This window comes from Pseudomonas fluorescens (assembly GCF_002837185.1).
Classification (GTDB): domain Bacteria; phylum Pseudomonadota; class Gammaproteobacteria; order Pseudomonadales; family Pseudomonadaceae; genus Aquipseudomonas; species Aquipseudomonas fluorescens_AM.
In genome coordinates this window covers 14239-39642 of record NZ_KZ478012.1, presented here as the reverse complement: position 1 = coordinate 39642, position 25404 = coordinate 14239, and the positions used below count along the sequence as shown (strand labels likewise).

General features: G+C 59.5%; 21 protein-coding genes and 1 pseudogene. 7 read left to right on the top strand and 15 right to left on the bottom strand.

The features are described 5' to 3' along the window. Positions 1 to 263: 263 nt before the first annotated feature. Positions 264 to 1340 (top strand): 3-deoxy-7-phosphoheptulonate synthase, encoded by a 1077-nt coding sequence (locus CIB54_RS21225; protein WP_065952244.1) that lies wholly within the window; start codon positions 264 to 266, stop codon positions 1338 to 1340. Between the two features lie 104 nt (positions 1341 to 1444). Here the strand turns inward: CIB54_RS21225 and CIB54_RS21220 are convergent, their stop codons facing one another. The 8 genes from CIB54_RS21220 to CIB54_RS21185 all read right to left on the bottom strand — a co-directional run bounded on the left by CIB54_RS21220 (position 1445) and on the right by CIB54_RS21185 (position 12827). Next, positions 1445 to 1867, bottom strand: a complete 423-nt coding sequence (locus tag CIB54_RS21220; protein WP_101220853.1) for an ANTAR domain-containing protein — start codon at positions 1865 to 1867, stop codon at positions 1445 to 1447. Between the two features lie 134 nt (positions 1868 to 2001). Further along, positions 2002 to 5616, bottom strand: a complete 3615-nt coding sequence (locus CIB54_RS21215) for a transporter substrate-binding domain-containing protein (RefSeq protein ID WP_198557211.1) — start codon at positions 5614 to 5616, stop codon at positions 2002 to 2004. 5 nt (positions 5617 to 5621) lie between these two features. Then, positions 5622 to 6248, bottom strand: coding sequence for a response regulator transcription factor (locus tag CIB54_RS21210; protein ID WP_065952246.1), 627 nt, complete (start codon positions 6246 to 6248; stop codon positions 5622 to 5624). Positions 6249 to 6552: 304 nt separating this feature from the next. Next, complete coding sequence (locus tag CIB54_RS21205) at positions 6553 to 7269, bottom strand: MgtC/SapB family protein (protein WP_065888250.1); 717 nt, start codon at positions 7267 to 7269, stop codon at positions 6553 to 6555. A 39-nt stretch (positions 7270 to 7308) separates the two neighbouring features. Further along, positions 7309 to 10014, bottom strand: coding sequence for a magnesium-translocating P-type ATPase (mgtA, locus tag CIB54_RS21200; RefSeq protein WP_101220852.1), 2706 nt, complete (start codon positions 10012 to 10014; stop codon positions 7309 to 7311). Positions 10015 to 10592: 578 nt separating this feature from the next. After that, positions 10593 to 11030 (bottom strand): T6SS immunity protein Tdi1 domain-containing protein, encoded by a 438-nt coding sequence (locus CIB54_RS21195; protein WP_065952248.1) that lies wholly within the window; start codon positions 11028 to 11030, stop codon positions 10593 to 10595. A 24-nt stretch (positions 11031 to 11054) separates the two neighbouring features. Then, positions 11055 to 11399, bottom strand: coding sequence for an FKBP-type peptidyl-prolyl cis-trans isomerase (locus CIB54_RS21190; RefSeq protein ID WP_065952249.1), 345 nt, complete (start codon positions 11397 to 11399; stop codon positions 11055 to 11057). A gap of 249 nt (positions 11400 to 11648) precedes the next feature. Beyond that, complete coding sequence (locus CIB54_RS21185; RefSeq protein ID WP_101220851.1) at positions 11649 to 12827, bottom strand: cytochrome P450; 1179 nt, start codon at positions 12825 to 12827, stop codon at positions 11649 to 11651. Positions 12828 to 12900: 73 nt separating this feature from the next. Here CIB54_RS21185 and CIB54_RS21180 point away from each other — a divergent pair, with 73 nt between their 5' ends. Next, entirely contained in the window at positions 12901 to 13626 is a 726-nt protein-coding gene (locus CIB54_RS21180) for an ArsR/SmtB family transcription factor (RefSeq protein ID WP_101220850.1), read from the top strand. Positions 13627 to 13638: 12 nt separating this feature from the next. Here the strand turns inward: CIB54_RS21180 and CIB54_RS21175 are convergent, their stop codons facing one another. The 4 genes and pseudogenes from CIB54_RS21175 to CIB54_RS21160 form a co-directional block, all read right to left on the bottom strand. After that, a complete protein-coding gene (locus CIB54_RS21175; RefSeq protein WP_101220849.1) occupies positions 13639 to 14238 on the bottom strand; it encodes a GNAT family N-acetyltransferase in 600 nt (199 codons plus the stop codon). Between the two features lie 11 nt (positions 14239 to 14249). Next, positions 14250 to 14381 (bottom strand): annotated as a pseudogene (locus tag CIB54_RS21170) (FKBP-type peptidyl-prolyl cis-trans isomerase); the annotation flags it as partial. 490 nt (positions 14382 to 14871) lie between these two features. After that, positions 14872 to 15492, bottom strand: a complete 621-nt coding sequence (locus tag CIB54_RS21165; RefSeq protein WP_065952253.1) for a transglycosylase SLT domain-containing protein — start codon at positions 15490 to 15492, stop codon at positions 14872 to 14874. Between the two features lie 80 nt (positions 15493 to 15572). Next, complete coding sequence (locus CIB54_RS21160; protein ID WP_101220848.1) at positions 15573 to 16541, bottom strand: hypothetical protein; 969 nt, start codon at positions 16539 to 16541, stop codon at positions 15573 to 15575. 196 nt (positions 16542 to 16737) lie between these two features. On the opposite strand from CIB54_RS21160, the gene CIB54_RS21155 reads away from it, so the two are divergent. Both CIB54_RS21155 and CIB54_RS21150 read left to right on the top strand, forming a co-directional pair. Further along, positions 16738 to 18234 (top strand): PAS domain S-box protein, encoded by a 1497-nt coding sequence (locus tag CIB54_RS21155; protein ID WP_065952255.1) that lies wholly within the window; start codon positions 16738 to 16740, stop codon positions 18232 to 18234. Positions 18235 to 18336: 102 nt separating this feature from the next. Further along, complete coding sequence (locus CIB54_RS21150) at positions 18337 to 18609, top strand: DUF1652 domain-containing protein (RefSeq protein WP_065952256.1); 273 nt, start codon at positions 18337 to 18339, stop codon at positions 18607 to 18609. On the opposite strand, the gene CIB54_RS21145 is transcribed toward CIB54_RS21150, so the two are convergent. Together CIB54_RS21145 and CIB54_RS21140 are read right to left on the bottom strand one after the other, a co-directional pair. After that, positions 18572 to 19765 (bottom strand): MFS transporter, encoded by a 1194-nt coding sequence (locus CIB54_RS21145; protein ID WP_101220847.1) that lies wholly within the window; start codon positions 19763 to 19765, stop codon positions 18572 to 18574. The two genes, CIB54_RS21150 and CIB54_RS21145, sit on opposite strands and share 38 nt — an antisense overlap. A gap of 88 nt (positions 19766 to 19853) precedes the next feature. Further along, positions 19854 to 20162: an RcnB family protein gene (locus tag CIB54_RS21140; RefSeq protein WP_101220846.1), complete on the bottom strand. Its 309-nt coding sequence runs from the start codon at positions 20160 to 20162 to the stop codon at positions 19854 to 19856. A gap of 181 nt (positions 20163 to 20343) precedes the next feature. Between CIB54_RS21140 and CIB54_RS21135 the strand changes: the two genes are divergently transcribed. From CIB54_RS21135 to CIB54_RS21125, 3 genes are all read left to right on the top strand, one after another. Then, positions 20344 to 20901 carry a helix-turn-helix domain-containing protein gene (locus CIB54_RS21135; RefSeq protein WP_065952259.1) on the top strand — a complete coding sequence of 186 codons (558 nt, stop codon included), beginning with the start codon at positions 20344 to 20346 and terminating at the stop codon, positions 20899 to 20901. Between the two features lie 11 nt (positions 20902 to 20912). Next, positions 20913 to 22259, top strand: a complete 1347-nt coding sequence (locus CIB54_RS21130; RefSeq protein ID WP_065952260.1) for a glutamine synthetase family protein — start codon at positions 20913 to 20915, stop codon at positions 22257 to 22259. A 179-nt stretch (positions 22260 to 22438) separates the two neighbouring features. Further along, positions 22439 to 24298 (top strand): DUF3857 domain-containing transglutaminase family protein, encoded by a 1860-nt coding sequence (locus CIB54_RS21125; protein WP_101220845.1) that lies wholly within the window; start codon positions 22439 to 22441, stop codon positions 24296 to 24298. A gap of 137 nt (positions 24299 to 24435) precedes the next feature. Here CIB54_RS21125 and CIB54_RS21120 read toward each other — a convergent pair whose 3' ends face one another. Further along, positions 24436 to 25326 (bottom strand): LysR family transcriptional regulator, encoded by an 891-nt coding sequence (locus CIB54_RS21120; RefSeq protein ID WP_101220844.1) that lies wholly within the window; start codon positions 25324 to 25326, stop codon positions 24436 to 24438. Between the last annotated feature and the right edge of the window lie 78 nt (positions 25327 to 25404).

Here is a 25404-nt window from a genome sequence, read left to right as displayed (position 1 = left end):
GGGGTTTTGTTTTTCCAGGCCCTGATAATTTGCTCAACCAAACACACTTGAAGGAATCACGACATGAACTACGCCACCTATTACCGCTACGACACTTGCGCTGCATGGCGATTTAGCCAGCTCCGTTCGGGACAGCCTGCCGCCTCCGATCGGTCACCTCTTGGTGGCAAGCCAACACACGTAGCCGATACGGCCAATTGTCGAACACCCCAGTAGGCCAAGCGTGCGGGAATTGCCCGCCGCTTGCCCAGGAAACCTTGAATATGAACGCCTCTGTCGCAGCTTTACCCGCCTCTACGCTGAACAGCGCCAATGAAGCCCTGACCCAGCGCCTGCCCAGCGCCCATGAGCTCAAGCATCAACTGCCCCTCAGTCCGTTCCTCAATGAACAGGTGCATGCCCATCGTCAAGCCGTGCGCGCCATCCTCGATGGCCAGGACTCACGCTTGCTGGTGATTGTCGGCCCGTGCTCGATACACGACCCGCAGTCGGCCATGGAGTACGCGCGCAACCTGAAGAAGCTGGCGCTTGAAGTCAGCGACCAGATGCTGCTGGTTATCCGCGCCTACGTCGAAAAACCCCGCACCACCATTGGCTGGAAGGGCCTGGCTTACGACCCGCACCTCGACGGCAGCGACGACATGGCCGCAGGCCTGGCCCTGTCCCGGGAACTGATGCGCGAAATGCTGCGCCTGGGCCTGCCGGTCGCCACCGAGCTGTTGCAACCCATGGCCGCCGGCTACTTCGACGACCTGCTCAGCTGGGTCGCGATTGGCGCGCGCACCACCGAATCGCAGATCCACCGCGAAATGGCCAGCGGCCTGGGCATGCCCGTGGGTTTCAAAAACGGGACTGACGGCGGCGTCGCGATTGCCTGTGACGCGATGCGCTCGGCCTCGCACCCGCACCGCCACTTCGGCGTCGACAGCCAGGGGCACCCGGCGATCATCCAGACGCCGGGCAACCCGGACACCCACCTGGTGCTGCGCGGCGGTCACCGTGGGCCGAACTACGATGCGCAGAGTGTGTCCCAGGTGAAACACGACCTGGCCAAGTCCAGGGTCGCTGCGCGCATCATGGTCGATTGCAGCCATGCCAACAGCGGCAAGGACCCGCTGCGCCAGCCGGCGGTGTTCAACGAGGTGCTGGAGCAGCGCTTGCAGGGCGACACGTCGTTGATCGGCATGATGCTCGAAAGCCACCTCTTCGAAGGATGCCAGCCTCTGGGGCCGTCAATGAAATACGGCGTGTCGGTGACGGATGGTTGCCTGGGCTGGGCGGGCACCGAACAGTTGCTACGCAATGCCGCGGTACGCCTTCGTGAACATGGCGACGGTTGACTGGCAACCTTCAAACTGTGGGAGGAGGCTCGGCACACCGGTATCGTGTGCGACGCCCCCACAGTTTTATTGACCGGCCCTGATAACGCTGCACAAGCGCCGGATCAGACCCCGACCACCGATTGGCGCGACAGCGCCCTTAACCAGGGCAAAACCCGCAAGCCGGTCATGGCGTGGGGCGGGTCGATGATTTCCATGAAATGTTCGAGATCGACGTTGTCCGGCAGGCCCGGCAGGCGTACCGATACGGTCGGCATGGCGTCGGCGGGTACGCTCAGGTCCAGGTTGTCATATACCAGCACATGGCGTGCCTGAGGGTTGGACCCGCTTGCATGGGCCGCCAGTACCGCATTGATGATCAGCACATCGAAGGGTTCGGCCGGAATGGCGGTAAGGATCTGGACTTCTTCAAAGGTCTGCACCGGCACAATTCGGTGATACCCCAACTGGTTGAGCATTTTTTCGATGTACAACCGTTGCAAGTGCAAGTCATCGGCGATGAGGATAGTCAGTGCTTTGTTTGGCATGGCAAACCCCTGGGCAGGCAGCGCTCGTCATTGAGCGTCGCCCATTTTCCAGACAAATGCCGAACACAAAATCAGGCATATTCCCCCTTCATGTAGGACTTCTCCCAAAAGCTCCCAATGGCCATTAATCGGCATCACGGCTGATTGCAATAAAGGCTCAGCCCTCCATGCAAAGCGCCGATCGCTTCCTCTACCGCATCGGTCGTCGCCGCCAGGGCGTTGCGGTCTTGCCTTTCACAAACGGCCTCCAGCGCTTCACAGCGAGCGATCAGAACCTGTGCCTTGACCATTCGTGCACCACCCTTGGCGCGATGTGCGAGGTCGTGCAACTTGGCGAAGTCAGCCTTGCGCTGCATCGCCGGCAATAGCGCCCGGTCCGCCTCCAGGCTGTCGAGCAAGGGCATCAGCAGCTCTGCGAGCGCGTGGTGGTCCTCCCCTGTCAACGCGATCAGGGTACTCAAATCAAACGTCGCTGCCTCAGGGCTGGGGGCATAAGTGGAGCGTGACGCCAACGCCACGCGCAAATCGTCAATCCCGGTGGGTTTGAACAGGCAACCATCCATACCGGCTTGCCGGCAGCGCTCGGCCTCCTCGGGCTGGGCATTGGCGGTGAAGCCCAGGAGCAGGCACGGCGCCAGACCTGATTCACGCTCCAGTACGCGGATGTCCCGCGCCAACTGGTAGCCGTTCTTGAACGGCATATTGCAATCGGTAATGACGCCATCGAACTGCCCCGCGCGCCAGTACTCAAGCCCTTGAATGCCGTCTTCGGCCGTGGTGATGCGGTGGCCCAGGAAACTCAACTGCCGAGCCAGCAGCAAACGGTTGGCCGGGTAGTCGTCCACCACCAGAATATTCAAGGCATGAGGCGGCGTGACTGGAGCGCTCGTCGCCGTCCCTTCCTGCGGCACTACAGCGGTCATGACCAGGGCCAGTGTCACATCCAGCCGGGTGCCCTGCCCCAGTACACTGCTCAAGTGCAACCGCCCGCCCATCATTTCGCACAGGTTACGGCTGATCACCAGCCCCAGGCCGGAGCCGCTACGCGCCGATTGCTCACCATTGCTGCCCTGGATAAAGGGGCTGAACAGACGCAACTGGTCCTGTGCACTGATGCCAATGCCGGTGTCCTGCACCCACAATTGCAGTTTCAGGTGCTCCCCTTCGAACGCCCCATGAGCACCGAGCGTGACCTGGCCGTCGTGGGTAAACTTGATGGCATTGCTCAGCAGATTCGATACCACTTGCTTGAAACGCAGTGGGTCAACCAGAACCACGCGATCGATCGATGGATCAAGTTCAACTTGCAGCGCCAACCCCTTGGCCCGCGCCAAACCTTCGAACACGCGTGCCACCGACGTCAGTAATTCGTGCAGATTGGCCGATTCCAGGACCAACGACAGATGACCGGATTCGATCCGTGCGATATCCAGAATATCGCCGATCAACTCCAGCATGCCGCGCGAAGCTTCAGAAGCCACCTCCAGGGCATCCCGGTCCGCCAAGCCCTGTTCGGCGTTCTTCAGGGCCAGCTCAATCATGCCGATCACGGCATTCATTGGCGTGCGGATCTCGTGGCTCATGGTCGCCAGAAAGGTAGTCTTCGCCCGGTTGGCGGCGTCGGCATCGTCCTTGGCTTCCTGCAACTGACCCAACAACTGTTGGCGCTCGCTGACATCTACCCACCCGGCAATCATGCCCACCACTTTCTCGTCACCGTCGCGGTACGGCAACATCCATTGGTAGATGGTCAAGGCCTCGCCACTGGGCAACTTGAGTATACGGTCATGAATCTGTGGCTCACCTTCGGCCATCAAGCGCAGGTAATCCTGATGGAACGACTGGGCCTGTGGCAGGTTGCCGGCGTCGGTTTCAACCACGGTTTTACCAATCACGTCTTCAAGCTTGTAGCCAAATACGTCCAGATAAGCGTTATTGCATGCCATCAAACGCCCTTGGCGGTCACGCACATAAATCGGGTGGGGGGTGCCGTCGATCAATACGCTCATAAAGCGCATCTGGTCGCTCAAGGCGCGTTCGGCCTGGACGCGCTTGCGAATCAGACTGCGCAGATAGATGGCCCAGCTCAGCGTGACGATCAATAACAGCGCGGCCAGCCCGAACCCCTGAATGATCACGTTGCGGTGACGCAGCCAATAACTGTCTTCGATAATCACCTCGCTGCGCCACTGGGCGATCATCTCGTCCATTTCCTGCGGGGTGATGCTCAGCAGCGCCTTGTCGAGGATCGAATAAAGCTCCAGCTGACTGCGGTTGACCCCGAACGTTATACGCGCCGGTTCCGAGCCGACCGTGCTGGTGATGCGTAACCGATCGCGGTAATACCGGGCGATCATATAGCGCGCGCTGATCAGTGAATTGACTGCCGCCTCCGCTTCGCCTCTGGCCACCATCGCCATCGCTTGCTCCGCGCTGTCGACATCGATGAACACGACGCCGGGGAAGTCCCGCGAGATGGTATCGCGCAATCCGTTGCCGCTGATCATCGCCAGGCGCTTACCCACCATATCTTCCAATGCGACAGGACTGTGTTCATCCCCTCGGGTTACCAGCACCAGGGCATTGGTCAGGTAGGGCCGGGTAAACCGCACTTTTTCGGCGCGTTCGACGCTGGGGGTCACGACTGCCAGCATATCCACCGCGCCCGTGCTGACCTGATCGATCTGACCCGGTATCGAGTTGCCCGGCACCGCATCGAATTTCAAGCCGGTGCGCAGGCTGATACGTGACAGCACCTCGGCGCTCAGCCCCTCGAACTGCCCCTGATCATCGAAGACTGACAGCGGCAGCAGTTTGTCGAGCACCGCTACCTTGACCCGAGGATGCTTGAGGACCCAGCGTTGTTCACTGGCGCTCAGGTGCAACCGGCCAGCGCCGACAATACCGAGGTTGCCGCCACTCCAACGGCGTAATATTTCCATCTGCTCACCGGCGGGAATCGCCTCCAGCGCCGCATTGATGATCGGCTGCAGCCGCGTATTCTGCCGGGTGAACGCAAAAGCGAACGGGTTGACTTCGAGGGTGGAGAAATCCGCCATGCGCACGATATTGAGTTGGTTTCGGTTGATCAGGTAATTAGTACTGATGGCATCGCCCAGATACACATCGGCGCGACCAAAAGCCACTGCGCCGATCGCCTCGAAGGCCGAAGAAAACAATTCCACTCGGGCATGGGGGTAGAAAGCCCGTACCACCTCGGGCTGCAGATAGTGATAAAGCATCGCCACGCGCTTGCCCGCCAAATCATCGCTCAGCGCCTGGCTATCATTGGAACGGGTCACCAGAGTGGGTTGGTCATTGGCGTAGGAGCGAGACAAGATCAGTTGCGGGTCGGCCGCCTCGTAACCATTGGCCGAACCGAGGAAGTCCACGTCGCCTCGCTTGAGGGCTTCGATCACTTCATCGCGAGTTTCGTAGCACCGAACCTCAATGGGGATATTCAGGGCCTGGCTGATCAGCGCAGCAAAATCGGCGGTAATCCCTTCGAGCTCTTCACGGTTATTGGTCAGGTCGAAGGGTGCGTAATCGGGAGCGGACACCCCCATCAGCAATCTGCGCCGTTCGCGCAACCAGCGCCAGTCGGTCTCTGGCAGCGTGACGACGGGAGGGTCAATACGAGAATGACCCAACAGTCGTAACACGTTTGGCTCATCAAGGGCCATCGCGACCATGGGCAACAAGCCCACCCAGAGGATCATAGCGAACCGCTTGAGCGCGATGGCAGTCATTTCAATCAGATCAGATGATTGCGCTGGGCAAATTTGGACAGGTGCACCACTGAGGACATCCGTAACTTCTCCTTGAGACGTGTTTTGTAAGTGCTGATTGTCTTGTGGCTCAACAGCATGTCTTCAGCAATTTCCTTATTGCCCAGCCCCAGGGCCAGCTTCTGCAAGACGGTCAATTCACGGTCCGACAGGCACTCGATCATCTGGCGCTCGGTTTCCTGCAGGTCGTCACGGCGTACCGAGCTGGTGGGCAGGCTCGGGAAACAGCTGTAGCCCGACTGGATCGCTCGGATGGCCTTTTGCAGTTCATCCAGCTCGCCGGTCTTTGCCACGAACCCCATGGCCCCGGCGCGCATGCAACGGGTAGAAAAAAACACCGCCAGGTAGGAGGTCAGCACCAGGACCCGGCACGGCAGGCCCAGGGCCTTGACCCGGCTGATAACCTCCAGCCCGCCCAGCTTGGGCATCGCCAGGTCAAGGATGATCAGCTCGGGACGTTGCTCCCGCGCCAATTGCATTGCATCTGCACCGTCACCCGCCTGATAAATCTCATCGAATCCTTCCTCTTTCAGCAGATATTTGACCGTCGCACGTATAAAAGGATGGTCATCCACGATTAATGCTTTGCTCATACTCACCCCTAGGCGGTCACAGTACCCTTACATATCAAATGGGACCGAGGTACCTGTGAGAAATGACAGTTCCGACAAACGGTACTGCACCCTCCTCAGGACGATAACCACTCGTAGCCTGGTCCCTTCCATTGAAACATCACGAGCAATCACGGCTGGACCCCAACGAGCGACCAGCTGTAAGCGCCCAACCTTAACAATGCAATGACGTTTTGATTGAAGGGATAGTCCTGACTACTTGTAGGATTTTTCCTCACGAAAAGCCTAGTCGATGCTGGCTCGCAGGGCCGTTCATGCACACGGATCAGTCGGTGGTACTGGGGCTCCAGAATGCCTGCACCACCAGGCTGGAGGTGGAAATACGCGCCACCAACGCGTCCAACTCGTCACCGTCGACCGACGTCGCGGCGAGGGTGGCCTCGATTTCGACTTCTTCGCTGCCGAAGGGTCGTACATCCACATCGCTGGCCGGGTAGTTGCATCGCGCCAACTCAGCCTCCAGTAACACCATGACCGCCTGTTGCTGGCTACGCCGTGCGATGACATACAGAATGTTGGTCACCTCGGCCGAGACTACGTCCAACGGCTGACGGTTGATGTTATTGACGATCGGGCGCAGCAACGTATTGGCCGCCAGGACGAACAGCGTTCCCAGCAATGCCTCCAGGATCAGGTCGGCCCCCGCACAGGCGCCGACTGCAGCCGATGCCCACAGGGTCGCGGCCGTGTTGAGCCCGCGCACATTGCCCTCCTCGCGCATGATCACACCGGCCCCCAGAAAACCGATACCCGACACCACGTACGCGACCACGCGCACCGCGCCTTCGGCACCGCCCAGCCGATTGGCCATGTCGACAAAAATCGCCGCGCCGACCGCCACCAGCACGTTAGTACGCAAACCGGCGGTGCGTTGGCGATATTGGCGTTCGAAGCCGATCAGACCGCCGAGAATAAACGCGGCGGTGAGGCTGACAACGGTGTCGACCAGGGAGTCGAGGTTGATGTTGTTGATGGCCTGCATAAAAAAATCTCCATGACTGCTGCGGCAACTGAAACCCTGTTACTGCCAGCCAAATTTGCGGATGTAGTAGCCCTTCACCGCCTGGGTCAGTGCCATGTACGCCAGCAGAATCACGGGCAGGAACACAAAGTACAGCGACGGCAGCGCCTGCAGTTTGAAGTAATGCGCCAGTGGCCCCATCGGCAGAAAGATCCCGACGGCCATGATCACGCCCGTCATCACCATCAGTGGCATCGCCGCACGGCTTTGCAGGAACGGGATTTTCGGGGTGCGGATCATGTGCACGATCAACGTCTGGGTGAGCAACCCCACCACGAACCAGCCCGACTGGAACAGGGTCTGGTGGTCCGGGGTGTTGGCATCGAACACATACCACATGAGTGCGAACGTGGTGATGTCAAAGATCGAGCTGATCGGCCCGAAGAACAGCATGAAGCGGCCCACATCCGCCGGCTGCCAGCGTTGTGGCTTGGCGAGCATGTCTTCGTCGACATTGTCGAATGGAATCGCGATCTGCGAGATGTCATACAGCAGGTTCTGCACCAGCAGGTGCATCGGCAGCATCGGCAGGAACGGAATAAACGCACTGGCCACCAGCACCGAGAACACATTGCCGAAGTTGGAACTGGCGGTCATCTTGATGTACTTGAGCATGTTGGCGAAGGTGCGGCGACCTTCCAGCACGCCCTCTTCCAGGACCATCAGGCTCTTTTCCAGCAGGATGATGTCGGCGGCCTCCTTGGCGATGTCCACCGCGCTGTCCACCGAAATGCCGATATCCGCGGTACGCAGCGCCGGCGCGTCGTTGATGCCGTCACCCATGAAACCCACCACATGCCCGTTGGCCTTGAGCAGACGCACGATGCGTTCCTTGTGGCTGGGCGTGAGCCTGGCGAATACGTTGGTGGTTTCCACCGCCTGCGCCAGCTCGGCATCGGTCATGTCTTCGATATCGTTGCCCATCAGCAGCCCTTGTTGCTCCAGGCCCACTTCACGGCAGATCTTCGCTGTGACCAGTTCGTTGTCGCCGGTCAGCACTTTCACCGCCACGCCATGCGCCTTCAAAGCCTTGAGGGCGGGCGCGGTGCTTTCCTTGGGCGGGTCGAGAAACGCCACATAGCCGATCAGCGTCAGGTTGTTTTCATCCGCCAGAGTGTAGGTGTCACGCCCGGCCGGCATCGGCTGCGCCGCGACGGCCACCACGCGTAGGCCTTCTTCGTTGAAGGCCGCGGTGACCTGGCGAATGCGCGCCAGCAGCTCTGGCGTCAGTGCTTCATTGACGTCGCCATGGCGCACGCTGGTGCACACCGACAAAATCTCTTCCACCGCGCCCTTGCAGATCAACAGGTGCGGCTGGCCCTGCTCAGCCACCACCACCGACATGCGACGACGGTTGAAATCGAATGGAATCTCGTCAACCTTCTCAAACGCGGTACCGACTTTCAATTCACGATGGATCTCGACATGCTCGAGCACGGCCACATCCAGCAGGTTTTTCAATCCGGTCTGGTAATAGCTGTTGAGGTAGGCCATTTCCAGCACGTCGTCAGACTCCCGGCCCCACACATCCACGTGGCGCGCCAGGAAAATCCTGTCCTGGGTGAGCGTGCCGGTCTTGTCGGTGCACAACACATCCATGGCGCCGAAGTTCTGGATCGCGTCCAGGCGCTTGACGATGACCTTCTTGCGCGACAGGAACACCGCGCCCTTGGCCAACGTCGAGGTAACGATCATCGGCAGCATTTCGGGGGTAAGGCCCACGGCAATCGACAGCGCGAACAGTAACGCTTCGGTCCAGTCACCCTTGGTGAATCCATTGATAAACAACACCAGCGGTGCCATCACGAACATGAAGCGGATCAGCAGCCAGCTGACCTTGTTGACCCCATGCTGGAACGAGGTAGTGGCGCGGTCGGTTGCCGTGACGCGTTGCGCCAACGCACCGAAGTAGGTGGCGTTGCCCGTGGCAAGAATCACCGCTGTGGCGGCGCCGGACACCACATTGGTGCCCATGAACAGGATGTTTTCCAGGTCGAGCGGGTTGCGGGTATGGGCATCCTGCTGCTGGGCGAACTTCTCCACCGGCATGGATTCACCGGTCATCGCCGCCTGGCTGACGAACAGGTCCTTGGCACTGAGTACGCGGCAATCGGCGGGAATCATGTCGCCGGCCGACAACACGATCAGATCGCCCGGCACCAATTGCCTGATCGGCAGTTCAAGGCGCTTGGCCGCGTCCCGGCGCAGCACCGTGGCCGTATTGCTGACCATCGCCTTCAACGCATCGGCGGCCTTGTTCGACTTGGCCTCCTGCCAGAAGCGCAACAGAGTCGACAGCACCACCATGGAGAAAATCACCGTGGCCGCCTTCATGTCCTCGGTCAGCCAGGAGATCACCGCCAGCAAGGTGAGCAGCAGATTGAACGGGTTTTTATAGCAGTGCCACAGGTGCACCCACCAAGGCAGCGGCTGCTCGTGCTCGACCTCATTGAGCCCGTATTGCCCGCGCAGCGCGTCGGCCTCCTGGGTGTTCAGACCCTCGGCGTGGCTGCCCAGCCTGCCCAGCAGTTGCACGGCACTGGCGTTGGCCGCAGCCACCAGGGTGTGCGCCAGGCTGGGCGGCACTTCGCGGCTGACACTGGCGTCGGTCACGGTGTCCAGCATCGCCAGGCGGCGGAAATGCCGGGCGATATGCCGGGTCCGCAGGAAGCCGGCGAAGAACTCTTTAAGCAGCGTGAGGTTCATGGTGTAACTCCTGCGCGAGGAAACCCCGTCGTGCAGGCACTGCCCATCCGCGCTGCACCCATCAAACAGGCACAGCCGAACCTGGCCCGCCCGCCGTAAAAGACAGGCGCGTCCGTAGCCTCCCGAGTCAACTCAGGTGCTGGTCAGCGTCGATGAGAGAGGATCAGGCAGACGCCAGGACTGGCCACTGCCGGGATGCCGCTTCTCGCTTTTGTGGCGAGATAACGGCATCTGAAACATGCGCGTTACCTTGCCAAGTATGTGCCGGTTACCGAAACCGGCCGACGACTGTCACTCGAACAAGTACCCACTGAGGGTCTCCGCTATTGATGAAAACGCGCGAAGCTTACGCCGCGATGTTGGCAGAGTAAACCGTAGGAAAGTGCCTGAATGGGGAATAAGAAATTTCTTCAGGATGGGTTCAGGAACGCCCTCCTCAACCACACCGGCGAACACATGTGGGAGGGGGCTTGCTCCCAAAGACGGTGCGTCAGCTGCGAACTCATTGCCTGATACACCGCATTCGCAATGCAGGCCGCGTACACGGACCGATTGTAAATCCACGGTGATGGAGCCCCTCAATCAACCACCCTGAGCCGTACTGTGGCGCCGTCTGGCAAATCCCTGATCTGCAGTGCCAAATCACCGCAAAACCGAATTTGCTCGACATGATTGATACAACGCACATTGCTCATGTCGTATTCTCCCCCCAATACCGGTGAAATCACGAAATGATAAACTTCGCCCGGCGCCAACGGGCCCAGCATCTTCTCGGCCTGTTCTGCCATCGGTTGCAAATACCAGCCGCGCAGAAACGCCTGGTCCTTGGAAATTTCATCGAGTGCTTCACGTGTCTGCGCAATCATTTCGCAAGAGAGAGTCTCCGGACATAACCGCCAATAACGCGCCTGCCCGTCCTTGATCATCAAATTGCCAAACCCGGTAAAGCCCACAACTTCAATGGGGTCGATGCCAACCCACCCCCAGCTTTCGCGTATTGCTTGAATCACGTCCATGCCGCTTCCTCGCAAATCAACATTTCAATCATCGCGCGTCAGCACTTCCAGCAATTCAATTTCGAAACACAGACTGCTGTTGGGCTTGATATGCGCGCCCATCGAGCGCTCGCCATAGGCCAGGTGCGCCGGTACATACAACGTGCGCACACCGCCAACCTGCATGCCCATCAATCCCTGGTCCCAGCCCTTGATCACGCGGCCGGTGCCGATCACACACTGGAATGGCTTGCCGCGCTGCCATGACGAATCGAACACCGTGCCATCTTCCAGGGTGCCGGTGTATTGAGTGGTGATCAGCGCGCCCTTGACCACGGTTTTGCCGGCGCCCAGGCGGATGTCGGTGACCTGCAGTTCGTCGTTGCTCATGGGAGTCTCATTGAAAGCGTGAAAGGCTGGGGTTTTCCCAGAATCGGCGGGGTTTGGCAAGCGTAGGAACAGTCATCTGGTGGAAATGGCCAGCGTGATGGTGGTTCGCTGGAATACATGCTGCCGCGCTGATGCAAAACCAAATGTGGGAGGGGGCTTGCCCCCGAAGACGGTGCATCAGCTACGAACTCATTGCCTGATGCACCGCATTCCCAGGCAAGCCCTACCTATAAGCCAGGTGTCGTGCTTTCACTCATGAGCCTGCCTGCTATCTTGAATCTCCCCATCGCGGCAGAACTGCGGGATACGGCCATTAAGGGAAGGCAAATAACTCCACCGATAAGCACCAGCAGATGAGGCTGGCTGTCGCTGCAAAAACGCGAAAACCACCTCTGAAGCAATAGCCAATGCTAATTGCTGGCCTGGACATTGATGTCTTCCCGAGCCAAAGCTGAAGGTTCGTCGTTGCGTTCGCTTGAGCAAGAAGCTGTCGGGGTCCGGGTTGGCGCAGGGGTCTCGGTTGGCAGCGGCGAGCAATAATAAAATGGCATCGCCCGCCTCTAAAACGCTGCCATCAATCGTGCATCGCTTGGCAACAAACCGCCGAGTATTTTGTACCGGTGAATCGTAGCGGGCTACCTCTGCCACCCACTCAGCGACGAGCGTCGGTGTGGCCTGCATGTCTTCGAACAGGTCAGGATTACGCTGGAGCGCTATGAGGGTGTTGCCGATCAGCCCAGCGGTGGCTTCGCAGGTCTGTGAAAACAGTCCGATCATATTCGCTACCAACGCGTCATCGTCTTTCCAGGCTGAGGCTTCGTAATCGCGATAAAGACGGCCCAATACGCCGCTACCCTTATCGTCGTGACTCAATAGCTCCCCGACCATCTGGTTCAGCCGAGCCGCCCCGCAATGGGCCCTACTGAGTTGAGCCTCGTCACTTAACGGCGAAAGACAGGCGACAAAATCCCGTGTCAGTTGCGCGACTTCTTGTAGCTGGCTGGATGTGAAGCCTATCAAGGTCGCCATGACCGACACCGGTAACCTGAACATCCACTCATTCGGGTTATCGCCCGAGACATCAAGTGTCTCAACACCCTGCGCCACAATGTCTGCGATGTTTTCCGTGCCCATCAAGGCCAGGGTGGGTTCGATGACCCTCCGGGGGCACTGGTGTTGCGTCCCCTCGTTCATGCGCATCAAACGACCGAAAATATCGCCTGCGGCGCCTTGTGCAATGGCCGCTGGAATCGGCTCGTGCAATGGACGTACAAGGCAGTCGGGATGTTCCAGAATGGCCTCGATAACGCAGGCGCCACTGGCAACCCATAACCCAAGATTGGCATCAAATGACAGGCCCCTTTGATGTCTGATGCGTGCGTAATAACCGTAGGGGTCGATATGGGTAGCGGCTTCAAACGGCGTCATTTGGCGGTCCTTTTCACAAAGAACGGCTACTATCGAACAATCGTCACACCGACAATTCGCTCAGGAACGAAATATGGATTCCCAAAGCAATGACACCGCCATTTCTCGTGTCGCAGGCGCCATTGCGGAACCCGCAAGGACAAAAATGCTTTGCTCGTTGATGGACGGTCACGCCCGTACCAGTACCGAAATGGCCGTCATCGCCGACATCAGTGCATCCACGGCGAGCGCACACTTGGCAAGGCTTAAAGAGGACGGTTTGGTCAAGCTGCACACGCAGGGCAGGCACCGCTACTTCAGCCTGGCAGACGCGCACGTGGCCCGAGCTATTGAAGCCCTCATGGTGATCAGCCGAAACGCGCAGACCCGGTTTGTTTCGACGACCCCCCATCGATTGCAGTTGGCGCGGACCTGCTATGACCACATGGCAGGATCCCTGGCGGTACAACTGCACGACTATTTCATCGACTCAGGCTGGTTGACCCTGCCGGATGCTGGCGACGGTACGTATCAGCTCACCGTGGAGGGCGAAAAAGGGATGACAGGGCTCGGTATCGAGATAGAAACCGTAAGGGCACAGCGACGTCGTTTCGCTTGCTCATGCCTGGATTGGAGCATGCGCCGCCCTCACCTCGCCGGCGCCTTGGGGGCCGCTGTTCTGCAGGCCGTTACCAGCCGCAAATGGGTTATCCAGGACCTCGATAGTCGGGCGTTGGCATTGACGCCCAAGGGGCGAAAGGAGCTGTACGGCAGATTTGGAATCAAGGTTGAGGAGAAATCAGGCGCCGCGCCCTCATGAGACCGGTACAGGCTACGGAGTGCTGGGTCGGTCCCGCTCAACCCGCGCCAGGTGGCCGTCAATGGTCCCGTTGCCGAGTGGCTTGATCTGGATAGAGACCCTGTTCACCTGACGCCCCATCGCGATGCCCTCTCGGGTTCGCACCTGTACATACCCAAGCCTGGGCCAAAAGCGCTCGGCCCTGGTATTGCCCACCACCACCGTCAACCGCAGCCACCGGGCGCCCTTCGCCGCCGCCCATGCCTCAAGGTCCGTGTGCAAGCGCTGCGCCAGCCCGCTGCCGTGCCAGCGCGTATGCACCAGCAGCAAGCCGATATGCCATACCCCGGCGGCAAGCAAATCCGCAGCGATATTCACCACAGCGACCAGTTGATCCTGCGCATCGCGGTAGCCCAGCCAGTACATGCGGCTGCAATGCCAACCTGCGGGTAATTGGCCGCGCAATTCGTCCCGCGCTTCGGTCGGGGTAGCCGGTTCACCATTCACCGCGATGAAATAATCCGGCGCCTGTTCAAAAAATTCTTGCAGCTCAGCCTCATCGCCGCCAAGCAGCTCGACCACCTGAATGTTTTCGAGGGAGCAGCCAGGTAACACATGTGGATCAATATCCATTTTCAATCCCTTCAATCATCGCGCGTCAGCACTTCCAGCAATTCAATTTCGAAACGCAGGTTGCTGTTTGGCTTGAAATGCGCGCCCATCGAGCGCTCACCATAGGGCAGATGCGCCGGTACATACAACGTGCGTACACCGCCGTACCACAATTTACTGTGGGAGGGGAATTGCCCCCGATAGCGGTGCATCAGTCACCACATCATTGACTGACACGCTGCTATCGGGAGCAAGCCCCCTCCCACTTTTGGATCGCAGCGCATCAGTCAGATAGCAGTCGGCTGTGAGGCTGTCATCGGCTTCGCCTCAGGTCACAGCGCCGTACCACAATTTACTGTGGGAGGGGGCTTGCCCCCGATAGCGGTGCATCAGTCACCACATCGTTGACGGACACTCCGCCATCGGGAGCAAGCCCCCTCCCACCTTTGGATCGCAGCGCGTCAGTCAGATAGCCGTCGGCTGTGAGGCTGTCATCGGCTTCGCCACAGGTCACAGCGCCGTACCACAATTTACTGTGGGAGGGGGCTTGCCCCCGATAGCGATGCATCAGTCACCACATCAGTGACGGACACGCTGCTATCGGGAGCAAGCCCCCTCCCACCTTTTGATCGGCGTGCATCCAGCGGTCAGGCGTTACAACCAATGCCAGAACCGGCTCCAGAACCCTCGTCCCAACTCATCCTTGCACCCGGCGTATTGCCGCGCATACAGCTGCGAACGCGCCTGTACCTTGCTTGCCACCGGCAGTAGCCAGGCTTTGCTGGCGTAGGTGCGCTGGCGGTAGCCGCCCCAGCCTTCGTGGTAATTGAGGTACTGGCCGTAAGCGTCGTATTTGTAGACGCCGTTGATGGTGTAGGTCTTGTCCATGTACCAACCGATGAAGTCGATGGCGTCGTCGAAATCCTCGCGATCGGCGCCGCTGCGGCCGGTGCTTTTGCGGTAGTCATTCCATACCTCATCCTTGGCCTGGGCATAGCCGGAAGCCGTGGACACGCGGCCCCAGGGGATGATCCACAGCAGGTATTTACGCGGGGTCTTGGCGTCGTAGCGAAAGCCCGACTCCTGATACATGATTGCGAACGGTACCTGGATCGGTACGCCCCAGCGCTTTTGCGTGACCTTGGCGGCGTCGTACCAGTCGTCCTTTTCGCGGAAGATACCGCAGATGTCGTTGGGCGTGCGTGGCGGCGAGGTGCCGCACGCCGCCAACAGAGAGGTGAGTAATAACAGTCCGACGGCTTTGCCTGCGCTCAAGGGGCACCTTTGCGTGATACGCGTAAAATGTCGGGCATTTTACGCGTTCACCGAGGCGGCGTCCTTGCCGCAGACAGTTTTTAAGCCAATGGCACGCGACGGGTTGTCAGCGCGATACGACCGACAAAGAAGCTCAAGGCAGCACCCAACAGCAGCATCGCCAAGGTGCTCCAGGCTGCACGGGACAGTTGCTTGACCGCCACTTCACCGGCTTCACGGGCTTTCTGTTCAGCCTGTTGCTTGAGCTCTTCGACTTTCTGCATGGCCTGCTGATAAGCCTGGGCATAGTTATCGACGATCTGTGTAGCTTCTTCCTTGCTCTTGCCGGTACGCGCCGCGACGATGTTGACCAGGGCTTCTTTATCCGCAGCATTGAGTGCAGGCTCGCCGGACGCTTTAACGCGCTCGAACCACTGCTTGAGTTCATCGCCCGCCTGGGCAGGGTTGGTCGCTGCATCAGTCGCCGTTTGCTTGCCATCGGCGGCAGCCTGGTCGGTTTTCTGCTCGACGTTGGCTGGGTCCAGCTCAGGCTTGCCTGTTTGCTTGAGCAAGGTATCGAGTTGGCCTTGCAGGCTGTTCCAGTCCAGCTGGATACCCTGCTCATTCAACTGCTGCTTGATGCTGTTGCCGATCCCCGGTGCGGCGGCGGCAATACCACTGCCGGCAGCCGACAGACCTTTACCCACCACGTTGCCTGCGGTGCCCACTACGCTGGAGGCCAATCCTGCCAGCAGCCAGGTGGTCAGCAAGGTGGTCAGGGTCCAGGTCAGCACCCCGTGCAGGCCGCCACGGTCCGGCGCGGTGCGGCCGGCCACGAACGCGCCCAGTGCCACGGCTATCAGCGTCGAAACGAACAGCCAGACCCCCGCCCCCGTGCCGAAGCCGCTTAGCGGATTACCCGCCTCCATTGGCTCGACGGCACTGGCGCCAATGGCCGTACCCAGCACGCTCAAGACCAGATAGGTCACCAGTGCAATTGCACTACCGGCCAATACCGAGCTCCACGACACCCGAAACAGCGATCGATTGGTCTCATAGACAGTCGTCATACAAAGGTCCTTTTCAAATTATCGGAGCAAGGCCAAGTGCCTTGTTGGGTGTGAGTGTGGCGAAACGACATACGTTCAGTCGTGGCCCAAATGCACTATCTGGCCTGGTGCATTCGCACTCCCGCGGGGACAATTTCTCTGCACTATCCAGAACCTGGAATGTCGTAATTCAATGCGTCCAGCCCTCGGAGAATCTATGACACAGGATGTTCTTGCCAAAGAAACCAACCGCCGCCAACTGCAACAGATCATCTCCGGGTTATCCGACGGTGTGATCCTGGCGGAGGTCGACCAGACCATTCTCTGGGCGAACGAGGCCGCACTGGCCATGCATGGCGTAGGTGACGTCATGGGGCTGGGCGCCAACACCCAGCAATACGCCGAGCGCTTCGGTTTGCGCTATCGCAACAACCACCCTTTGCAACTGGACAGCTACCCCCTGGCCCGCGCGGCGGCAGGAGAAGAATTCAGCGACGTGATCGTGGAGGTCATTCCTACCGCCGACCAGGAAAAGACCTGGGTGCACCGCCTGCGCAGCCTGATCATCACTGACGCGCAGGGTGAGCCGGAACTGCTGGTGCTGATCCTCAGCGATGCCACCGAATGGGCCAGCGCCGAGCAGCGCTTCGAAAAAACTTTCAACGCCAACCCCGCACCTGCCGTGATCTGCCGCCTGAGCGACCTGCGCTACATCAAGGTCAATCAGGGTTTTCTGGAGATGACCGGCTACAACCGCGACCAGGTCATCGGCAAATCCGTGTACGAACTGGACGTGCTCGAACACGCCGAGCGCAAGGACCTGGCGATCGAACGCCTGGGGCAAGGCGCGACCATTCCGCAGATGCAGGCCGAATTGAGGTTGCCCGAAGGCGGCAGCAAGCTGGTTGTGGTGGCCGGCCAACCCCTGGACATGAATGAAGAAGACTGCATGCTGTTCTCGTTCATGGACCTGGAGCCGCGTCGCAAGGCGGAAATCGCCCTGCGCCAGAGCGAAGAGCGATTCGCCAAATCCTTCCGCCTGACGCCGGTGCCGACCCTGGTGTGCAACGCTGCCAATCGTCAGGTTGTGGACGTCAACGAAGCATTCATGAGCATCACGGGTTACATCAGTGAAGAACTGATCGGTAAGTCCATCGAAGAAATCAACTTCATCGACAGCCCGCCTACCAGCGCGCAATTGTTCGCCACGCTGGAAAAGGCCGGAAACCTCGACGGCCACGACCTCAAGGTACGCAAGAAAGGCAATGAACTGATCGATTGCGTGGTGTCCGCAGACACCGTAGTGATCCAGGATGTGCCGTGCTACCTGCTGGTGTTCATGAACATTACCGAACGCAAGCGCTCGGAGCTGGAGCTGGTGGCGGCCATCGAAGAAGTGATGCAGGACGCCTCCTGGTTCAGCCAGACCTTGATCGAGAAACTGGCCAATGCCAAAAGCGTTAACAGCCCTAACCTGCCGAATGTATCCTTCACCGACCTCACGGCCCGTGAACGGGACGTGCTGGGCTTGATCTGCGAGGGCCTGGCCGACAAGGAAATCGCTTCGCGCTTGAAGCTGGCACCCAATACCGTGCGCAATCATGTGGCGACGGTGTACTCCAAACTGGGCGTCCACAGCCGCAGTTCGGCGATTGTCTGGGCCCGTGAACGCGGGCTGTTTGCTGGCGAACTGCGGGTAAAAAACAAGCGCTGAGAGTGCAAATGCACTAGTTCATCTAGTGCGAATTCGCCTTATTAGCTGGCGGCGCAATCAATAACCTTCAAGGCATCGTATCTGTGCCTTGAAGGAACCTGCATGTTTACCCTCTCTCAACTGCGAAATTGCATCGAAGAAGGCCTGTCGCCGCTGACGTGCGAATTCACCCTGTGCCGGGATGCGTCCTTGACCCTCAAAGTATTCGACGCCGAAACCGGCCGAGTCGACCTGGTGGTCACCGGCATCAGCACCAAACGGCTGCAGACGCCGGAAGAAGTGGCCAAGATGGTCGATGAATTGCGCTACGAACTGCAGAGCAATACCGTCGGCAAACTCAACCTGGATGACTTGCCTTCAGCTTCGCCCCAATAAAATAGAACACCCCGCCCCCTACGATAAATGCCCCGAGCATATAAAACATGTAATGCGCCGGCAGGCTGGCCAGCACCAGCCCGCATAACACCGGCCCCAATGCGGCACCGAGATTGGCCAGGTTCTGTGCGCCGTAATACATGCCGCGCAAAGGGTCAGGCGCAATCCGGTCGATAAACATGTACTCGGCCGGAAACACGATGATTTCCCCCACGGTAAACACCGCCATCGCCAGCACCCACCACAGCAGGCTGGTCGACAACGCAAAGCCAATCAACCCCAGCATGAACATACTCAAGCCCGCGATCAGCCACTGGCTCAAGTGGCGGTGCGAGATGCGCCGGCCAATCAGGTATTGCAAGGCAATCACCAGCACGGCATTGGTGGTGAGTATTGTGCTGATTACCGTGTAGGTGTATTCGGCGGTGGTGGTAGTCACCAGATATTGCGATAGATAGGCCACGAACTGACCGAACACCACGGCACTGAGCAGCCCACCAACGGTGAAACACACCAAGCGGTGATCCTTGAGGAGCACACGACCTACGGCGAGGAATGACACCGGTTTTTGCGTGGCGTCGACGGTGGTCAGCGAGCGGTCGCCCAGACGCCAATACAGCAGGAAAAAACCCGCGCCCAACAGCGCCGACAGAATAAACGGCAGGCTGATATCCAGCTTGGCCACCATCGCGCCAAAAAACGGCCCCACGGCATAGCCGATATTGGTCAGGGTGTATTTGATGGAGAACACTTCGCTGCGCCCATCCTCGGGCAGCACGCTGGCGAAACCGGCCTTGATCGCGATATCGATGACCGCATAGGCCAGGTTGATCAGAATCAGGCAGCTGTAGAACGTCCAGACAGTCTGCGCCAGGACCGTACCGATGAAACCCAGCACAAACACCAGGCTCAAACCGAGCAACAAGCGGTAACTGTTGACGCGATCGACGAGGAAACCGCCATAGACGCTGAGCAGCGAGCCGACGATCAGCGAACTGCCGATCACCAGGCCGACCTGGCTGATGTCGAGGGCAAAATGATCGGTGAGATAGATCACCAGGTACGGAAACGTGATCGCCTTGGCCAACGTCAGCAGTAACGTGGCGGACAACAACAAGTTTACCGTGCGGGGATAGTTTCTTATTGTGGCAAGCATCCTGCTCTCTTTCTTTGAAGGTAACGCGACCATTGCGGTCGGTTACCTTAACGCAAGAAAGGTGACACGAGCAGGTGGCCCGGCAGGATTATTTCTTGACGGGCGTAATCTCAAGGATGGTGCCGTTGGTGGTCTTGAGCAAAACGTACTTGTCGCCTACACGCGCCCATTGACTCTCCTCTTCGGGCTGCTTGAGGCCGCGTTTTTTCCAGTCTTTGACCGCTGATTCCTCGCGCATCAGCATGTCCGGGGCACGGTCACCTTCTTTCAAGTCACGGGCATTGATGTTTGAAGGTTGCACAGTTTCCTGAGGGGTATCGCCGGCCTGCGCCACAAAACTGGCAGTGGACAGGCTTGCGGCAACGAGAACACAGGCAAATAGGGATTTGGACTTCATGGGTGCTCCTTCAATTCAGGGGACGTACCCACACTCCGACCGCGGCGGTGCGCAATCATTCAGGTCAAAACACCAATCGGCGCTGTGGCGAGGGAACTTGCTCCCTCGCCACACCCCCTGCCCCATTGCCGCGATGAAATTAATCCTGTAATTTTTCATGAAATTACTCGAATCAAATTTCATGACACCCCAAGACGAACTCGCCGCCCTCGCCGCCCTGATCCACGACCTGCGCAAACACAAGAAACTCACCCTGGCCCAACTTGCGCAGAAAATCGAGCGGTCGGTTGGTTTTCTGTCCCAGGTCGAGCGCGGCCTGTCGCGCCCGACCGTGGCCGACCTCACCGCCATCAGCCACGCTCTCGACGTCCCTACTACTTACTTCTACAGCCTCCCCAAGCCCAAGGCGGTGGACTGGGTCACGCGGCCCAACGAACGGCGCACGCTGTACTACGCCAATGGCATCACCGACATCCTCGTCTCACCGAGCATGAACGGCGCGTTCTCGATGCTCGACAGCCTGTTGGCCCCCGGTGCCAACAGCGGGGAACAAAGCATGAGCGACCGCGCCGAGCAGGCCGGTTTTGTGCTTGAGGGCGAGCTGACCCTGTGGGTGGAAGGTGAGACCGATGCGGTCACCCTCTACGCCGGCGACAGCTTCCATCTCGCCAGCTTCGCCCACTGCCGCTACGCCAACCTGACCGACCTGCCCGCCCGCGTGCTGTGGGTTTACAACTAGGAGCTGCACCCGTGAAAAGCCCATCTGCAACCTTGCTGGCCGAAGTACGGACCTTCCGCCAGAACCACCCCGAGGTGCGCTACGTCGACCTGATCGCCCTGGACATTGCGGGGCATTTCTACGGCAAGCGCTACCCGGTGGACATGCTCGAGAAAGTCGCCGCCGGCAGCCCCTTGAAGCTGCCGCAGAACGCCGTATTGCTGGGGGCCCAGGGCGGGTTGTTCAAGATTGGCGACTACTGCTTCAACGACGGTGACCCGGACGCCAATCGGCGCCTGGTGCCGGGCACGCTTAAGCCGGTGAGCTGGGAGTCGCAGCCGCTGGGGCAGATGCTGATCACCTCCGACGGCACCGAAGCGCCGATCGAATTCGAACCCCGCGAAGTCCTGGCCAACGTGCTGGAGCGCCTGCATCTCAAAGGCATTCACCCGGTCGTGGCGTTTGAGCTGGAGTTCTACCTGTTCGACAAAAAACTCGACAACGGCCTGCCGCAATTCCCCCGCGACCCACGTTGCGACGATGCCGACGACCAGCCCACCCTGCATATCGAACGGCTGTCGCGCTTTGGCGACGTGCTGGATGACATGGCACAAACCGCCAAGACCCAGGGCATCGATATCACGGTCATCACCGCCGAAATCGGCCCGGGCCAGTTCGAAATCAATTTCGGCCATTCGGACGACAGCCTGCGCGCCGCCGACTGGGCCGCCCTGTTCTGCCGCAGCACGCGCGGCGTGGCACTCAAGCACGGCTACCGCGCCAGCTTCATGGCCAAGCCTTACCTGCAATTTCCCGGCAGCGGCATGCATGTGCACGTCAGCCTGTATGACGGCGCGGGCAACAATCTGCTGGCGGCGCACCAGCAGCAACCGCTGCGCCACGCCGTGGCCGGTTGCCTGGCGTTGCTGCCCCATTGCATGCCGATCTTCGCGCCCAACCACAACGCTTTGCGCCGCCTCGGTGGTACGGTCAACGCCGCCACCCGCGCCAGCTGGGGTTTCGAAGACCGGGATGCGTGCGTGCGCATCCCCGAGTCAGACCCGCGCAACCTGCGTATCGAGCATCGCCTGGCCAGCGCCGACGCCAACCCCTACCTGGTGCTGGCGGCGATCCTCGCCGGTTTGGAGCATGGCCTCGAAGCCAGGCAGGACCCTATCGCGCCGCTGAACGAAGACCGCAGCAGTGGCACCGATTTCCCCGTGGAAATGCTCGACGCCGTGCGCGCCATGCAACATCAGCAGGTTGTGCGCGACAAGCTGGGCGCGGAATTTGTCGATGTATATTGCGAGAACAAGCGTCAGGATCACCTGGCGTTCCAGCAGGAGATTCATGCGCGAGAGTATCGTTGGTTCCTCTAGTCAAAGACCACGGGCAACAGGCGAAAGACCTGACATACGTCAAAGAAAGGCTCTAGGACGGGCCTTTCAGGCAAAAATATTGTCGAACAATCCTGGCCTTGTCCGTTGAGAGCGATTATCATCCGGCGCCTTCTCACTACCCGTCGGGTAGTTGTTTCAATGTGTCACCCGAGGCGCCCATGTACCGTTTTTCGTTTCACCGCCCTTTGATTGCCATGAGTCTGGGGCTGGTTTCCCATACCGTCTGCGCAGCCCTGCAACCCATCGCCGAAGCCCCGCTGGCCAGCGATACCGAATTGCACTGCCACTTCAATCGCGATGCCAGCACCGATTGCACCACCACCTACCACTACACGATCCTCACACCCAACGGCCGCGAAATGCTCTCGCGCATCGACTTCAATTATTCCGAAGGCGACAGGTTTGAAGTGATCAGCGCGCAAACCACCCAACCTGGCGCCAAACCGGTCGCCCTCGCCGCCACGCAAATCGACACGCGTACGGCGCCCAATCCGGATCAGGGCTTCAGCCGTGACCAGCAAACCTCCCTGGCTTTTCCGAACCTGCGGGTGGGCACGCACATCCGTTACACCGTACGCGAGCACTATGCCGCCAAGCCGCTGATGTCCCAGTTCCACTACGTGCTCAAGTTCGGCGTCAGCGCGGCCCGCCGTGACCGCTTCAAGGCACGCTTCACCGCCGAGCGGCCGATCCAGTGGCGCAGTGAGCTGTTCGATGATTTCAACGTGACGCTTTCGGCCAATGGCAAGACGCTGGACGTGATGCAAAAGCAACCGGTGTACCTCAACTACATCAATGAACCGTCCAACGCAGCACTGCTGGGCATCCCGCGCCTGGAGCTGGGCAGCGCCCTGGAGCGCCAGGCCTATTTCGGCGACCTGGCCCAGCGCTACAACCAGATACTCGGCGCCCGCCTGCCGGCACACGCCGCTGCCGCCGTGGCCGCTGCCAGTCGGTTGGCCCCGGCGGAGCGAGTCGCCGCGCTGATGCAGCACATCAACGATCACTACCGTTACCTGGGCGATTGGCGCGCCACCGAGCGCGGCTATGTGCCGTTCAACCTGATGGAAATCGAGGAACATGGTTATGGCGATTGCAAGGACCTGGCGATCCTGCTGACAGCGATGCTCAAGGCAACCGGCATCAAGGCCGAAACGGCATGGGTCAGCCGCGGCGATGCGGCGCAAACCTTGCTGATTCCGGGCACCCAGGCGCCCAATCACGCCATCGTGCGCGCCGAAGTGAACGGCCAGGTGTGGTGGCTCGACCCGACCAACCCCGTCTTTGCGCCGGGCCAGACCATGCCCGATATCCAGGATCGCTGGGTGCTGGTCATCGATGCCCAGAGCCAGGTGCGCGAAGAACATATTGCGCTGGAACGCCCCGAAGTTGCGGTGCGCCTGGACAAACACGTGCAGTTCGGCAAGCAAGGCGATGGCGCGGTCGAGGCCACCATCACCTTCAGCCGCCTGCCGCTGATGCAACTGAGCGTCGCCGACCGTCAGCAAGGCAGCACCGCGACCGACCAGAACATCTGCGCCAACTTCGGCAACGACATCAGCGACTGCCGGATCACCCGCCCACCCAGCGCATTTGTGGTGCACGACGGCTACAGCGTCAGCGCACGGATGAACGATCAGCGCGCCCTGGAAAAGCTGGGCAATGATTACGTCTACACCGATCCGTCATTGCAAGATCGCTGGGAGGGTTACATCAATTACCGTCGTCAGGGACAACAGGCCGACCTCTATCTGGGCAACCCTGAAACCTATGACTACACCTATACCCTGACAGGCGCGAAGATGGAAAAAGCTATCCCCGGCTGCGCAGTACGCTCGCCTTGGTACGACCTGGACCTGGACGGAAAACTGGAGGATGGCACGCTGCGCTATCATTATCGCCTCAGCCAGAAAAAGCGTTGGTTGACCCATGATGAAGTGGCCAGCGATGCGTTCGGCAAGATGATTGATGAAGCACGCGCCTGTGCCGAGCAGGTGCATCAGGTGGTGAAGCTCTAAATTTCTGCCTGACACAGCAGGGTTAAAATGTGTGAGGGGGCTTGCCCCCGATAGCTTTGTATCAGTCAATGCAACTATGACTGGACTACTGCTATCGGGGGCAAGCCCCCTCCCACAGTTTGATTCGGTTTCGTCAGTCAGCTTTCGCCCAGCAGCAGGCTCTGCTCCCGCGCGCACAACTCCACCACATAATCCCACAACACCCGCAACCGCACCGACTTGTGCAACTCCCGCCGCGAACTGATCCAATAACTGCGCTGGATGCTCTCCCCCGGCAACAACGGCACCAACTGCGCATCGCCCGCCGCCATGAAACAGGGTAATACCGCAATCCCCAAGCCAGACCGCGCGGCCTGGTGCTGGGCAATCACGCTGGTGCTGTGAAAGACCACCTTGGGACTGCGACAAAAGCTGCTGAGCAATTTCAGCTCCTGGCTGAACAGCAGGTCGTCGACGTAATCGATCCACGCATGGGCCGCGAGGTCTTCGCGTTTTTCAATCGGCGGATGACGCGCAAGATAAGTGCGGCTGGCATACAGCGCCAGGCGGTAATCGGTGAGTTTACGGGTGACCAACTGATCGACGCTGGGGCGTTCCAGGTGAATGCTGATTTCCGCTTCGCGGTTGAGGATGCTGACAAAGCGCGGCACCGCGACCAATTCCACTTCCAGGCCGGGATAACGTTCAAACAGCTCGCCCATGTGCCCGGCGAGGAACATCACCCCCAGGCCCTCCGCCACACCGAGACGAATCTTGCCCAGGGGCGCCGCCGCGTGTGTGAGTTCGTCTTCAGCCAACAGCGCCACGTTTTCCATGGCTTCGGCATGTTTGAGCAGGGCTTCGCCGGACGGCGTCAGCTCGTAACCGTGGGCGTGCTGCACGAACAGCGCCGTACCAAGGCTTTTTTCGATGGCCTCGATATGCCGGGCCACCGTGGCATGCGTGGTTTTCAACCGTTGCGCGGCGGTGAGCAGGCGGCCGCTGCGCTGCAACTCGAGAAAAAACCGCAGGTCATTCCAGTCAAACATATCGCCTCCATTGCGCACGCGCAGGCAGCGCTGTTTAAAAACGCACAGCAGCTGGGCAAAAACTAACATTTTTAAGAC

Bases quoted from the DNA above. Each gene is read 5' to 3' on its own strand.
- CIB54_RS21225 (WP_065952244.1), top strand. From the start codon at position 264: ATGAACGCCTCTGTCGCAGCTTTACCCGCCTCTACGCTGAACAGCGCC.
- CIB54_RS21220 (WP_101220853.1), bottom strand. From the start codon at position 1,867: ATGCCAAACAAAGCACTGACTATCCTCATCGCCGATGACTTGCACTTG.
- CIB54_RS21215 (WP_198557211.1), bottom strand. From the start codon at position 5,616: ATGACTGCCATCGCGCTCAAGCGGTTCGCTATGATCCTCTGGGTGGGC.
- CIB54_RS21210 (WP_065952246.1), bottom strand. From the start codon at position 6,248: ATGAGCAAAGCATTAATCGTGGATGACCATCCTTTTATACGTGCGACG.
- CIB54_RS21205 (WP_065888250.1), bottom strand. From the start codon at position 7,269: ATGCAGGCCATCAACAACATCAACCTCGACTCCCTGGTCGACACCGTT.
- mgtA (WP_101220852.1), bottom strand. From the start codon at position 10,014: ATGAACCTCACGCTGCTTAAAGAGTTCTTCGCCGGCTTCCTGCGGACC.
- CIB54_RS21195 (WP_065952248.1), bottom strand. From the start codon at position 11,030: ATGGACGTGATTCAAGCAATACGCGAAAGCTGGGGGTGGGTTGGCATC.
- CIB54_RS21190 (WP_065952249.1), bottom strand. From the start codon at position 11,399: ATGAGCAACGACGAACTGCAGGTCACCGACATCCGCCTGGGCGCCGGC.
- CIB54_RS21185 (WP_101220851.1), bottom strand. From the start codon at position 12,827: ATGACGCCGTTTGAAGCCGCTACCCATATCGACCCCTACGGTTATTAC.
- CIB54_RS21180 (WP_101220850.1), top strand. From the start codon at position 12,901: ATGGATTCCCAAAGCAATGACACCGCCATTTCTCGTGTCGCAGGCGCC.
- CIB54_RS21175 (WP_101220849.1), bottom strand. From the start codon at position 14,238: ATGGATATTGATCCACATGTGTTACCTGGCTGCTCCCTCGAAAACATT.
- CIB54_RS21160 (WP_101220848.1), bottom strand. From the start codon at position 16,541: ATGACGACTGTCTATGAGACCAATCGATCGCTGTTTCGGGTGTCGTGG.
- CIB54_RS21155 (WP_065952255.1), top strand. From the start codon at position 16,738: ATGACACAGGATGTTCTTGCCAAAGAAACCAACCGCCGCCAACTGCAA.
- CIB54_RS21150 (WP_065952256.1), top strand. From the start codon at position 18,337: ATGTTTACCCTCTCTCAACTGCGAAATTGCATCGAAGAAGGCCTGTCG.
- CIB54_RS21145 (WP_101220847.1), bottom strand. From the start codon at position 19,765: ATGCTTGCCACAATAAGAAACTATCCCCGCACGGTAAACTTGTTGTTG.
- CIB54_RS21140 (WP_101220846.1), bottom strand. From the start codon at position 20,162: ATGAAGTCCAAATCCCTATTTGCCTGTGTTCTCGTTGCCGCAAGCCTG.
- CIB54_RS21135 (WP_065952259.1), top strand. From the start codon at position 20,344: ATGACACCCCAAGACGAACTCGCCGCCCTCGCCGCCCTGATCCACGAC.
- CIB54_RS21125 (WP_101220845.1), top strand. From the start codon at position 22,439: ATGTACCGTTTTTCGTTTCACCGCCCTTTGATTGCCATGAGTCTGGGG.
- CIB54_RS21120 (WP_101220844.1), bottom strand. From the start codon at position 25,326: ATGTTTGACTGGAATGACCTGCGGTTTTTTCTCGAGTTGCAGCGCAGC.